This is a genomic window from Pseudarthrobacter sp. C4D7, from assembly GCF_013359725.1.
Taxonomy (GTDB): domain Bacteria; phylum Actinomycetota; class Actinomycetes; order Actinomycetales; family Micrococcaceae; genus Arthrobacter.
In genome coordinates, this window is sequence record NZ_JABFMW010000015.1 from 17,384 (window position 1) to 30,054 (window position 12,671).

Sequence of the window (12,671 nt, forward strand, 5' to 3'; positions counted from 1 at the left end):
AGGCTTGGGCCATGAGCTCGCACCACGTTCGACGCCTTGTGATCATGCGCCATGCCAAGGCGGACTGGCCCGGCGGGGTGGCCGACCATGAGCGGCCGCTGGAGGAGCGCGGGCACCGGGAGGCGCCGCTGGCAGGGCGCTGGCTGCTCAAGCACAACATCCTCCCGGACTTCATCCTGTGCTCCAGCGCCCTGCGCACCCGGCAAACCTGCACGTGGGTCTGCTCCGAACTCGGCGACAAGGCCCCCACACCCAAACTTGAAGACGGACTGTACGCAGCCTCAGCCCTCCGGATGCTCACGGTGGTCAACCACGTGCCGGACACCGTCACCACGCTGATGCTGATCGCGCACCTGCCCGGCGTGCAGGACCTGGCCATGCACCTTGCCTCGCGGGATTCCGACCACGACGCCTATATGGACGCCGCCACCCGCTTTCCCACCAATGCGCTCACGGTCCTGGAGACGGAGAAGCCCTGGTCGGAACTCGACGGCCAGGATGCCCGGATTACCCGGTTCGCGGTGCCCCGGGCCCACTAGAAGCGGCTTCGGCGCTGGTCAGGGGCAGCGCTCCAAGCACCGCGGACGCTAAGGCTTCATGCTGTTCTGACCGGCTTCATTGCCGGCAATTCTGCGCAGCAGCGCCGCGACGTGCCTGATGCCCGGACTGGCTGTCATGGTCCGGCGGTGGACGAGCCCCACCTGCCGGGCCTGGACCGGGTTCACCACGGGAACTGCCACCACATCCGGAGGCAGTGCCGGCCGGCCCAGCCGGGGCACCAGGGCCACGGCCACGCCCTGCTCCACCAGGGCGATGTGGGTGGCAAAGTCGGGGTCGTAAACCCGGATGTCCGGTACCCGGCCCAGATCGGCGAAAATCCGCAGGAGGGCCTCATTGCAGATGGCTCCGTCAGGTGTGCTGATCCAGCGTTCGGACACCAGCTGTGCCGGCTCCACCTCCGCGTGGTGTGCCAGTGGGTGGCTGCGGTGCACCAGGAGGTCCGCAACGTCCTCGCAGAGCCATTCGAGCGCCAGGTGTTCCGGGATCACCAGCGGCACCGAGTTCCAGTTATGCACCAGCCCCAGGTCCGCTTCTCCGTTGGCAACCCGGGCCACGGCCTCGCGCGGATCCTCAGCCAGGACCGACAGGTCGAGGGTGGACCCCGATTGCCCCACCTGCGCCAGCAGCGGCCCCACCAGCCCCCGGCAGGCAGTGGAAAATGCCACCACGCGCAGGCTGCCGCTCGGCTTTGCCGGATCTGCCAGCAGCGTGGACTCAAGCTCCTCGAGTTCGGCCAGGATGCGCCTGCCGTAAGCCGCCAGGGCCAGCCCGCGTTCGGTCAGCAGGACTCCGCGGCCGCGGCGCTCCAGGACGGCAAAGCCGCCCTCCTTTTCCAGCTTCTTCACCTGCTGCGAAACCGCCGAAGGGCTGAACCCCATCGCTTCCGCAGCGGCTATGACGGTCCCATGCTGTTCGATGGCCGCGAGGGCCCGCAGCGAGCCGATATCGATCATGAAGCAAACGTACATGATGGAATGCCGAATTAAGCTCTGGTGCTTCATGTGGCCCTCTGCCACAGTAAGAGCGTGAACCTCCGCGATTCCCTCCTTGCCGTGCTGGTGGCCCTGCTGTGGGGCCTGAACTTCGTGGCCATCGACATCGGACTCCACGCGGGCGGCCAAAACTTCCCGCCGCTGCTGTTCGTGGCCATGCGATTCGTCCTGGTGGTCTTCCCGTGGATCTTCTTTGTACGGAAGCCGGAGGTGTCCTGGAAGGCGATCATCGGCGTCGGCCTCTTCATGAGCGCGGGCCAGTTCGGCCTCCTCTACCTGGCCATGGCGCTGGGCATGCCTGCGGGCCTCGCGTCCCTGGTCCTGCAGGCGCAGGTGCTGCTGACCGTCCTGCTGGCGGCGGCGTTCCTGGGCGAGCGGCCCAGCCGGCGGCAGCTGGCGGGAGTGGGGCTGGGGGTGGCCGGGCTGGCCCTCGTCTCCGTGGGACGCAGCGCCGTGGCGCCGCTCCTCCCGCTGGTCATTGTCCTGGCCGCGGCCCTGTCCTGGGCTGCCGGCAACGTCATCGCCCGGAAAGCCCGGGCGGCCTCGGGCCTGGGTCTGGTGGTGTGGTCCGGAGCCGTGGTGCCGCTTCCGCTGGCAGCGCTGTCGGTGCTGGTGGACGGGCCCGGCACCGTGTGGCAGTCGCTGTCCTCCCTCCAGGCACCCACCGTGCTCAGCGCGCTGTACACCGCGGTGTTCGCCTCACTGGTGGGCTACGGCATCTGGAACCGGCTCCTGGCCAGCCACCCGTCCTCGGCCGTTGTCCCGTTCACCCTGCTGGTCCCGGTGGTGGGCATGAGCGCCGCGTGGTTTGTCCTCGCCGAGGTGCCCTCGCCCACGGAACTGGCGGGCGGAGTGCTCCTCCTGGGCGGCGTGGCGACGGCGGTGCTCACCCGGGCGGGCAACCTGCGTCAGCGGCGGGGGAGCGTGCCGCTGCCGGACCTGCCGGCCGGCCTCGGCGGGGGCGAAGCGGACGACGACGGCGGCCGGGCCGCGGAGGACGTCCCCCGGGAGGGGCTTCGCGGGGCTGACGTCCGCTGAGCGGAAGATCCCTGGGTGCTTGCTCTCTGGCCTCCTGCCCGGGGTGCGGCCGGCCGGGGGCTGCGCGCCGCCGTCGTGCCCGTCCGCTGTGCCGGGGAACGCTGCGGCACCGGCCTGCGCGCCGCCGTCCGTTTTCTTCCCGGCCACAGGGCACCGAGGAAGAGCACCCCAAAGGTCGCCACCAGTGCGCCGGCAGCGCCGATGAAGTAGTTGTCCGGGTCATCGGTGGGCAGCGGGGTGCCCAGGAAGGAGGACTGGCCGTTGAACGCCAGTTCCCATGTGCTGAGGAACGCCAGGGAGAAGCCCAGGGCAAGGGCGGTCCCGGCGCCCGCTGCGAACAGGGCAAAGCGCCGCCGCCGCACCAGGAGCTCGGCGACGGCAGCCAGGTACGCCAACACCAAAACCCCCAGGAACGCCACGAACACCGGCTCGGCGAGGGTCATCGCGGTGAGCACCAGCAGCCCAGCAGCAACGATGCCGCAGATCACCGCGAACTTTCCGCTCTTCCCCGTATGGCGCATGTGCTCCATCATCCCTGAGGAGCTGGCTCCTTCAGGACGTAGCCGCGCATGATGGCCATGATTGCTGCAACGCTTTGGTCACGGGTGCGCTCCGGGTTGTACGTCTGCCGGTCCAGGCCCACCACGAAGCACGCGCCAAAGATGGCCGTCTCCAGGCTGCCTCTGGATACGGAGTTGTCCACCGGGTAGGCCTCAGCCACTTTTTGTACGGCCTGGCCGATGACTTCCAGCAGCTCCCCGCGCAGGATGGCGAACGTGCCCTGCCATTCGCTGGGTATCCGCCAGTTTTCGCTGACCCACAGGCGTGCGAAGGACGGGTACTCGGCCATGAAATCCATGGCCTGGCCGATCATCGCCTCCATGGCCAGCAGCGGGTCCGGCCCCGCCGCTCCACCGTTGGCAGCCTCAAGCAGCCGCGCCTTGAGGATGTCCACGCCGTGCCGCAGGAGCTGGGCGATCAGCTCGGACTTGCTGCCGAAGTTGTAGTAGACCGTTCCCTTGGAAACCCCCGCCGCTGCCGCGATCTCATCGACGGTGACGCTGGCGGCCCCGCGCTCGCCGATCAGCTCCATGGAGGCGTCGAAGAGCTTCTGGCGGGTGGCGTTGGTCCGGGCAGGCCGCAGCGCCTTGCCGGCGGGCGTCGGGTCAGTGGTCATACGGCGATCTCCGGTTTCAGGGTTTTGAGCGTCCAGTACTTGTTCTTCCGCGCCGCGAGGGTGGACAGGCCCGCGCCAAGCACCGTGTAGCCCAGCAGGCCCACAAACGTGGGGACAATCATGGACAGCTCCCCGCCGTAGATCAGGTGCCGCATCCCGGTCACCACGTATCCCATCGGCAGCACCTGGTGCACCACATGGAGCGGCTGGGGGGTGGTCTGCCATGGGAAGGTGCCGCCGGATGACACCAGCTGCAGGACCAGCAGGATCAGCACCACCAGCTTGCCGGGGGAGCCCAGCAGCGCCACGACGCCCTGGATGAGCGCGCTGAACGCCATGGCCGCGGCCAGCATCAGCAGCCACATCAGGACCGGGTGGGCCGGATTGAGCCCCAGCGCGAGGTCCGCCACCAGGGTCAGCAGCGAGGCCTGGACCACCGAGACCAGGAAGAACGGCAGCCAGCCGCCCAAGGCGATCTTCCACGACGGTGCGTTGGAGGCCAGTGCCCGCTGCGTAATGGGGCGCATGGCCTGGACCAGCATGAAAATGCCGATCCACATGGCCAGGGTGAGGAAGAAGGGCGCCAGCCCCGCGCCATAGGATCCGGCCTTGGCCTGCGAGACGTTGCTGACCGCCACGGGATCGGCCATCACCTGCGACAGGTTGCTCTTTTGCGCGTCGTCGGGATTGGGAACCTGTCCGGCGCCCTTGCCAATCTCGTCGGAGAGGGTACGGGAGCCGGTGGCCGCCTGCCCCGCGCCGTCCGACACCTGGGCTGCACCGGCGTCGACCTTCCGCGCCCCGTCCGCCAGGCCGGCGGCACCGTCGACGGCGGACTGCTCACCGGCCGCCAGCGCTGCGGCACCGGTGTGCAGCTGGTCAGCCCCTGCCGAAGCCTGCTCAATGGCGCCCTTGAGGGCGGGCATCCCGGCGGCCAGTTGGGCGGCGCCGACGCTGACCGCTTCGGAGCCGTCGGCCAGCTGCTGGACCTGCGCCGCGTCTGCCTGGATCTTGCCCTTGGCAGCCGCCACCGGGCTGGACGCGGCGGTGGCGTCAAAGTCGGCCAGGAGCTTGTCCGCCTGTTCCTGGGTGATGACGCCCGAGGCGACCAGCCTGCTGTTGGACTCCACCACGCGGTTGCGCAGTCCCTGGTCCGCCACCTCCAGCTGCGTGGCCACATCCTGCACCTTGGCGTTGAGCTGTGCGTTCCCGGCCGCCACCTGGGCCGCGCCCGAAGCGAGGGTCTGCGCATCCGTGGGCAGGGTGGCCGTCTTGTCCTTCAGGACAGCCAGGCCGCTGCTGAGCTGGCCCGCGCCGTCGGTCAGCTGGTTGGCTCCATCGCGCAGCTTCAGCTGGCCGGCGTACAACTGGTCCGCGCCGCTGCTCAGGGCGGAGGTTCCCTCGTGGAGGGTGACCGTGCCGTCCCTGAGGGTGGCTACGCCGTCGGCCAGCTGGGAAGCTCCATCCGCCGCCTGGATCATCTTGGAGTGGATGGTGCCGAAACCGGTCAGCAGCTGGTTGGCGGTTTCCTCGCCCACTTCCTTGGCCACCGTGGTGTGCACGGCGGTGGTCAGCTTGTCCACGATGGTGCTCAGGAGGTAGTTGTTGGCATCGTTCGTGGTCACGTTCAGCATCGCCTGGCTTGCAGAGTCAAAGCTGCCGGGGGAGACCAGGTTGGCAGAGAAATCCTTCGGGATCTTCAGCGCGAAGGCGTACTGGCCCGTGCTGACACCCGCATCGGCGTCCGCAGAGCTTTCCACCGGCACCCAGTGGAACACGTTGCCTTCCACCAGGCTGTCGGCAACTTTCGTCCCGGCCTCCAGGCGTGTGCCGTCGGCATTAGTGGCACCGGAGTCCTCCACCACCAGGGCGGCATCGAGGTTGTTGAGGTGTCCATAGGGATCCCAGTTGGCGTAAAGGTAGACCGCGCCGTAGAGCAGGGGGACCATGGTCAGCGCCAGGATGGTCAGCTTGGGCAGCAGCCCGCCGGTCATGCGCTTCAGTTCGGAGCGGGCAAGCCGCAGGACAGTCACTTGGCAACCTCAGTTTCGAGTTTGGTTTCCTGGTCTTCCGCCTCAGGGACGGTTTCCGCGGCCTCTGCTTCCCCGTCCTGCGCGGCGTGCCTGCCGGCGGGGGCGGGTTCGGGCGCGGCATTGCCGATCATGGCTGCCGGACCGTCCCACGACGCGGGGACGGCACTGACTGCCGCCACGACGGCGAGTGGCCGGCCGGCGTCGTACGCCAGCGCCTGCAGGCGCGGCAGCCACGTGAGCTCATCCGCGCTGTGGCGGTCCGGTGAGTCGACCACCAGAAGGTCGGTGCGGGGGTTGGCCAGCGCGAGTGCGGTCAGCAGTTCAAGCCGCCGGCCGGGCTCCAGTTGCTCAGTCCAGAGATCCGCGATGTCCTCGAAGCGGTTGACCTTGAGCCATGGGCCGCTGAGCAGGGCGCCGCGGTAGCGGCGCGGTATCAGGGCGAGGTCTTCGGTCACCAGGTCGCGGACACTGAGGTGCTCCTCGGGTTCGTTCACGCCGGGGGAGTCCACCAGGGCCGAGGCCAGGCGGATGTGCTTGGTCCGGCCGCTCCCGTCCCAGCTGACCTGCCCGGCGGCCGCTTTCATGCGGCCGCTGAGCAGCAGGGACAGTGCCGTGCGCTGGTCCTGCCTGTCGCCGGCGACGAGCAGCAGTTCGCCGCGCGCCAGCGTCAGTGAGGTGGCCGGAAGCAGCGGATCCCGGCGCCCTTTGGCCTGGAGCTGGTGTGCTGAGAGCAAGGAATGCCTTTCGCAGAAGAAGTCTGCATCAAGTCTAACCGAACTGACTGGTCAGTTCAAATAGAACTCAGAGGCCATACTTCTCCAGCAGCCGCAGCCATACCTCGCTGATGGTGGGGTAGGAGGGGACGGCGTGCCAGAGCCGGTCCAGCGGCACCTCGCCCACGATGGCGATGGTTGCGGCGTGCAGCAGTTCAGCCACGTCCGGGCCGGCAAAGGTTGCGCCGAGGAGCACCCTGCGGTCCTCGTCAACCACCAGCTGCGCCCAGCCTTCGTAGTTTTCCGAGTGCAGGGAGGAGCCCGCCACCTGGATGGGCAACTCCACGGACGAGGCGTTGTACCCGTCCTTCCGGGCCGCCTCCACGGTGCGTCCCACCCCGGCCAGTTCGGGGTCCGTGAAGACCACGCTGGGGACCGCATGCTGGTTGGCAGTCTGGGCGTAGCGGCTCCAGTCCCCGGGGGTGCCCTCGAGCTCACCCTTGGCCCTGGCCGCAATGGCGTCGCCGGTTGCGCGTGCCCCGTACTTGCCCTGGTGGGTGAAGAGATTCTTACCCGCGGCATCGCCCACGGCGTACAGCCAGGGATCCTCACCGGGTGCTTCCCGGACCAGGCCCGTGGTGTCCGTTGAAAGGGACAGGTGGCCTGATTCATCGGCCTCGAATCCGACGCTTTCCAGGCCCAGGCCCTCGAGCGCCGGGTGGCGGCCGGTGGAGACCAGGACCTTGTCCGAGGTGACGGTGGTCCCGTCGGCAAGGGCCACGGTGAGGGTGCCGTCGTCGTTCGCGCTGATCCGGTCCGTGGCAGTGTGCAGCCGGAGTTCGACGCCGTCCGCCCGCAGTCCCGCTGCGACAAGTGCCGAGGCCTCTTTAGGGAAGCCGCCCAGCAGTCCGCTGCGCGCCACCAGAGTAACGCTGGACCCCAGCCGGGCGAATGCCTGGGCCAGTTCTGTTCCCGCCACTCCGCCGCCCAACACCGTCAGGCGTTCCGGTACTTCGCTGGCCGAGGTTGCCTCACGCGTTCCCCATACCTGGACATCCTCCAGGCCCTCGATGGGCGGGGTGTTGGGGGTGGAGCCCGTGGCGAGCACCACGGCGTGCCTCGCCCGCAGCAGGTGTTGCGCTCCGTCCAGTCCGGCCACCTCCACGGCCTTCGGTCCGGTCAGCCACGCATGGCCGCGGACCAGTTCGATGCCGGTGTCCTTCACCCAGGAAACCTGGCTGTCGTCCTGCCAGTTGGAGGTGAAGTAATTGCGGCGTTCCAGGACGGCGGCGGCGTCGAGGGTGCGGGTGACCGCCTCCTTGGCACCCGGGGTGGTCTGCGCCCCGTGGAGCGCGGTGCCGGGCCGCAGGAGTGCCTTCGATGGCATGCAGGCCCAGTAGGAGCACTCGCCGCCCACCAGTTCCGCCTCCACCAGGACGGCCGTCAGGCCTGCCTGAACAACGCGGTCGGCCACGTTTTCCCCTACGGCGCCCGCGCCGATAACAACAACATCAAATTCGCGCCCAGCGGCCTCGGGATTCATGTGCACAGCCTAGCCGGGCACGGCCTGCATCACAGCACAAAAAAGGTCCGCACCGGCGAACCGGTGCGGACCTTGTTGGTGCGCCCAAAGGGATTCGAACCCCTGACCTTCTGTTCCGTAGACAGACGCTCTATCCAGCTGAGCTATGGGCGCATTCCGTGTCCCGGGAGAAGAACCGCTCTCCCCGAACCTCGAATTACTTTACGCGAGCCGGCGCCTGATGCCAAATCGAGGACGCTGTAATCTGCACGACTAGACCGGTCTAGGTGACCTTTGTCACTTAATTGGCGTTTTCGTGGCAACAATTCCTTGATTTCCCGCGGAATTCGCTTTTGGTGACCGCAAATGTCAGTCAAGCTCCCCAAAAATCGCACTGGTCCGGACCATAGCATTTAGGACACACCGATGAACCCGAGGAAGGGAACTGCAATGGGCGATCTGGCGCAGAAGCCGCTGCTTGAGAAAGCACCCACCACACATGCCGGCCTGCTGGCATGGGTCGAAGAGGTTGCTGAGCTTACGCAGCCGGACCGCATCTACTGGGTTGACGGCTCCGAAGAGGAAAACACCCGCCTCACGGACGAGCTCGTAGCTGCCGGGACCCTGACCAGGCTCAACCAGGACCTGTTCCCCAATTCCTTCGCCGCGTTCTCGGACCCCGCCGACGTTGCCCGCGTCGAAGAACAGACCTTCATCTGCTCCGAAAACAAGCGCGATGCCGGCTTCACCAATAACTGGATGGACCCGCGCGAGATGAAGGAGAAGCTGCGCGGCCTCTTCCACGGCTCCATGCGCGGCCGCACCATGTACGTCATCCCGTTCGTCATGGGACACCTCGACGCCGAGGACCCCAAGTTCGGCGTGGAAATCACGGACAGCGCCTACGTCGTCGCCTCCATGCGCATCATGGCCAACATCGGCACGGCAGTGCTCAACAAGATCACCGAAACCGACGCCTTCTTTGTCCCGGCCCTGCACTCCCTGGGCGCACCCCTTGAACCCGGCCAGGACGACGTCGCCTGGCCCTGCAACCCGGACAAGTGGATCGTCCACTTCCCCGAAGAGCGCTCCATCTGGTCCTTCGGCTCCGGCTACGGCGGCAACGCCCTGCTGGGCAAGAAGTGCTACGCGCTGCGCATCGCCTCGGTCATGGCCCGCGACGAAGGCTGGCTGGCCGAGCACATGCTCATCCTCAAGCTGACCTCGCCGGAGAAGAAGAACTACTACGTCTCCGCCGCCTTCCCGTCCGCCTGCGGCAAGACCAACCTGGCCCTGCTCGACCCGACCATCGATGGCTGGGAAGTCGAGACCCTCGGCGATGACATCACCTGGATGCGGATCGGCAAGGAGGGCGAACTGCGCGCCACCAACCCGGAAGCCGGCCTGTTCGGCGTCGCCCCGGGCACCGGCTGGGGCACCAACCCCAACGCCATGCGCGCCATCGCCAAAGGCCACAGCATCTTCACCAACGTTGCCCTCACCGACGACGGCGGCGTGTGGTGGGAAGGAATGACGGACGAGGTTCCGGCGCACCTGACCGACTGGCAGGGCAACTCCTGGACCCCGGATTCGGACAAGCCGGCCGCGCACCCGAACTCACGGTTCTGCACGCCGATTGCGCAGATCGACATGCTGGCCGAGGAGTACTACAGCCCGGAGGGCGTGGAACTTTCCGCCATCCTCTTCGGCGGACGCCGCAAGACCACCGTTCCGCTGGTCACCCAGGCCCGCAGCTGGACCAACGGCATCTTCATGGGCTCAACGCTGTCCTCCGAGACCACTGCCGCGGCCGCCGGCCAGGTGGGCGTGCTCCGCCGCGACCCCATGGCCATGCTGCCGTTCATCGGGTACGACGCAGGCGACTACCTGAAGCACTGGATCAGCGTCTCCGGCAAGGCCAACCCGGAACGGCTGCCCCACATCTTCCTGGTGAACTGGTTCCGCCGCACCGCTGACGGCGGCTTCGCCTGGCCCGGCTTCGGCGACAACGCCCGCGTCCTCAAGTGGGCCATCGAGCGCATCGAGGGCAAGGCCGACGCCGTCGAGACCCCCATCGGATACGTCCCCGCCGGGCACGCACTGGATGTCACCGGCCTGGACCTGACCCACGCCCATGTGGAGGACGCCGTCCGCGTCGACCGCGCGGAGTGGGATGCGGAGCTGGCCTCCATCGAGGAGTGGTACGCCAAGTTCGGCGACTCGCTGCCTGAGGCCCTGAGTGCCGAGCTGGTTTCCCTCAAGGAACGGATGTCCGCGCACTAGCTGCCGCCACACCATCCGCACGACGACGGCCCCGCACCTTTTCCGAAAAGGTGCGGGGCCGTCGTCGTTCCCAAAGGGCGCCGGAAATCAGCTGGCGAGCCAGATGTCCGGGCCGAAGACCTCGTAGTGGATCCGGGTGGCGGGGATGCCCGCGTTGATGGCCTCGTTGCGGATGTTCTTCATGAACGGCAGCGGGCCGCAGAGGTACAGCGAAGCATCGGCCGGGAGGTCCACTTCGCGCAGGGACATAAAGCCTTCCCTGGCGCCGCTGACCGGCTTCTCCAGCCAGAGCTGCAGTTCGGCGCCGTCCAGGCGTTCGACGTCGTCCGTCATCTGGCTGCGCAGGGCCCAGCTGTCCAGCGTGCTTTCGGCGTGCAGCACCAGGACCTGGCGGTCGGAGCCGGACTCGGCGAGGGAACGCAGGATGGAGGCGGTGGGCGTGCAGCCGATGCCCGCGGAGGCCAGGACCACGGGGCCGTCACCCTCCTTGAGGGTGATCTCGCCGTAGGGGTTGGAAATTTCGACGACGTCGCCCACCTGGACCGTGTTGTGCAGGACGGGGGAGACCTCGCCGCCGTCGTCCAGCTTGGTGGTGAAGGAACGGCTGGTGCCTGCGTCGCCCGAAAGGGAGTACTGGCGGACCTGGCGCAGGCCGTCCGCCACGGCCACCTTGACGCTCACGTACTGGCCGGGCAGGGCGGAGGTGACCGGGGTGTCATCCGCGGGCTCGAGGGTAAAGGTCATGGAGCCGGTTCCCGCCGGCGTCTTGGCCGCCACCCGCCACGGCGTCCACATCCTGTCATTGGCCTGCATGGCATAGAGGCCCTTCTCGAGCTTGATCAGGGCATCGGCCATGAGCCAGTACACCTCGGTCCAGGCTTCGGCGATCTCAGGGGTGATGACCTCGGCCAGGTCCTCGGCAATGGCCGCGAAGAGGTGTTCGTAGACCACCTGGTATTGCGGTTCGGTGATGCCGAGGGAGGCGTGGCGGTGGGCGATGCGGGCCAGCACGGTCTCCGGCAGGGTGCCCGGGTTGTTGACCAGGTGGGTGGCGAAGGCGGCGATGCTTCCGGCGAGGGCCTGCTGCTGGTTTCCATTGCGCTGGTTGGAGCGGCTGAACAGGCCATCCATCAATTCGGGGTGCGCCGCGAAAAGACGGGCGTAGAACTTGGGGGTGATGGATCCGATCCGGGAGCCGACCAGCGGCAGGGTGGCCTCAATGACGGGGCGGGACTTGTCCGAGAGCATCTGTACTCCTGAGGTTATGGCCGGGGCCTTCGTCCGGCCGGATGAAAACTCATATTTGAAATGCGAGTATTCCTGCCTCAGTTCTACACCTTGTAGAAGTTTGAAATCAAACCGGGAGCCGGCACCCGGATAGGCGCTGCCTACAGCCCTGGCCGGAGGCCGATCATCTGGAAGACCGGGGCCATCTGCCGGGCCTGGGGGAGGTCCGCGATGACCACGGAGTCCAGTTCGGCGTAGAAGGCTTCGCGGGCACGGGCCAGGGCGCCGCGGAGTTTGCACTCATTGATCAAGGGGCAGTTCCCGCCCGGCGAGACGCAGTCCGCGGGATCGGTCCGGGTATCGAGCTGCCTCAGGATCTGGCCGACGGTGGCGATGCGTCCGGCATGGCTGAGCCGTGATCCGCCCGTACGGCCGCGGACCACTTCGATCAGGCCCATGCTCCGCAGTTTGGCCATGGCCTTGCTGACGTGGTTGTACGGCGTCCCCACCGAATCGGCGATGCTCTGGGTGGTGAGCAGCGTGCCGTCCGGAACCGCTGCGAGCACCATGAGGGCGCGCAGGCTGACGTCGGCAAAGGCGTTGATTTTCATGGCTGCGGGTCCGGTCTAGTCCACCCAGATGGCCGGTTCGCTGGCGTCCGCACCAAGGTCACCGAATTCCCAGGTCTGGGTGGTGGCATTGGCCGAATAGGGGAGGACGGCGGCGAAAAGAGAGCCGTCCCGGTGCTCGGCGGCCACGTGGATGGCGTCCGAATCCTCCTCCACCAGCAGGATGTCGCACACCACGGCAGCGGCGCGGAAATCGTCCCGGTTCTGGCGGAGGAGGGCCTGGAGGTCGCGGATCATGGCGTCGGCGTCGAACTCCGCGTCGCTGCCCTCTCCGGCATCCGCGGGAGAGACGGCAACCAGCCGCACCTCGCCGTCGTTCTGGACGGTCAACGCGAAAGGCAGGAAGCCGCCGTTGCGCTGGAGCTGCTCCTGGGCCGCGCTGACGCCCGTGCCCAGGAGGTTCTCAAGGTCCGTTGCCGTGGCGTCGGAGACGGAATCACGCCAGCTGTCCTGCCCGCTGGTTCCGTCCCCCGCCTGCCCGGTGTGGTCAGCCATC

At 67.6% G+C, this 12,671-nt stretch carries 11 protein-coding genes and 1 tRNA gene; 3 read left to right on the forward strand and 9 right to left on the reverse strand.

Annotated elements, in window-relative coordinates:
* Positions 1-11 precede the first annotated feature (11 nt).
* Positions 12-539 (forward strand): histidine phosphatase family protein, encoded by a 528-nt coding sequence (locus HNO81_RS11925; protein ID WP_175318343.1) that lies wholly within the window; start codon positions 12-14, stop codon positions 537-539.
* Positions 540-587: 48 nt separating this feature from the next.
* On the opposite strand, the gene HNO81_RS11930 is transcribed toward HNO81_RS11925, so the two are convergent.
* Positions 588-1,514 (reverse strand): LysR family transcriptional regulator, encoded by a 927-nt coding sequence (locus HNO81_RS11930; RefSeq protein WP_175318344.1) that lies wholly within the window; start codon positions 1,512-1,514, stop codon positions 588-590.
* A gap of 72 nt (positions 1,515-1,586) precedes the next feature.
* On the opposite strand from HNO81_RS11930, the gene HNO81_RS11935 reads away from it, so the two are divergent.
* A complete protein-coding gene (locus HNO81_RS11935) occupies positions 1,587-2,591 on the forward strand; it encodes an EamA family transporter (protein ID WP_175318345.1) in 1,005 nt (334 codons plus the stop codon).
* A 529-nt stretch (positions 2,592-3,120) separates the two neighbouring features.
* On the opposite strand, the gene HNO81_RS11940 is transcribed toward HNO81_RS11935, so the two are convergent.
* The 5 genes from HNO81_RS11940 to HNO81_RS11960 all read right to left on the reverse strand — a co-directional run bounded on the left by HNO81_RS11940 (position 3,121) and on the right by HNO81_RS11960 (position 8,210).
* Entirely contained in the window at positions 3,121-3,768 is a 648-nt protein-coding gene (locus HNO81_RS11940) for a TetR/AcrR family transcriptional regulator (RefSeq protein ID WP_175318346.1), read from the reverse strand.
* On the reverse strand, positions 3,765-5,801 hold the full coding sequence (locus HNO81_RS11945; RefSeq protein WP_175318347.1) for a YhgE/Pip domain-containing protein: 2,037 nt from the start codon (positions 5,799-5,801) through the stop codon (positions 3,765-3,767). Before HNO81_RS11945 ends, HNO81_RS11940 begins: the two co-directional genes overlap by 4 nt.
* Positions 5,798-6,535, reverse strand: coding sequence for an ABC transporter ATP-binding protein (locus HNO81_RS11950; protein WP_175318348.1), 738 nt, complete (start codon positions 6,533-6,535; stop codon positions 5,798-5,800). The genes HNO81_RS11945 and HNO81_RS11950 overlap by 4 nt, the downstream gene beginning before the upstream one ends.
* 67 nt (positions 6,536-6,602) lie before the next feature.
* The gene (locus HNO81_RS11955; RefSeq protein ID WP_175318349.1) at positions 6,603-8,057 is read right to left on the reverse strand and encodes an NAD(P)/FAD-dependent oxidoreductase; all 1,455 of its coding nucleotides are present in this window, start codon (positions 8,055-8,057) and stop codon (positions 6,603-6,605) included.
* 76 nt (positions 8,058-8,133) lie between these two features.
* Positions 8,134-8,210, reverse strand: a tRNA-Arg gene (locus HNO81_RS11960).
* 276 nt (positions 8,211-8,486) lie between these two features.
* Between HNO81_RS11960 and HNO81_RS11965 the strand changes: the two genes are divergently transcribed.
* Positions 8,487-10,319: a phosphoenolpyruvate carboxykinase (GTP) gene (locus HNO81_RS11965; protein WP_175318350.1), complete on the forward strand. Its 1,833-nt coding sequence runs from the start codon at positions 8,487-8,489 to the stop codon at positions 10,317-10,319.
* An 87-nt stretch (positions 10,320-10,406) separates the two neighbouring features.
* On the opposite strand, the gene HNO81_RS11970 is transcribed toward HNO81_RS11965, so the two are convergent.
* From HNO81_RS11970 to HNO81_RS11980, 3 genes are all read right to left on the reverse strand, one after another.
* On the reverse strand, positions 10,407-11,567 hold the full coding sequence (locus HNO81_RS11970) for a globin domain-containing protein (RefSeq protein WP_175318351.1): 1,161 nt from the start codon (positions 11,565-11,567) through the stop codon (positions 10,407-10,409).
* A 140-nt stretch (positions 11,568-11,707) separates the two neighbouring features.
* Positions 11,708-12,157 (reverse strand): Rrf2 family transcriptional regulator, encoded by a 450-nt coding sequence (locus HNO81_RS11975; RefSeq protein WP_175318352.1) that lies wholly within the window; start codon positions 12,155-12,157, stop codon positions 11,708-11,710.
* A gap of 15 nt (positions 12,158-12,172) precedes the next feature.
* Positions 12,173-12,670, reverse strand: a complete 498-nt coding sequence (locus HNO81_RS11980; RefSeq protein ID WP_175318353.1) for a hypothetical protein — start codon at positions 12,668-12,670, stop codon at positions 12,173-12,175.
* Between the last annotated feature and the right edge of the window lies 1 nt (position 12,671).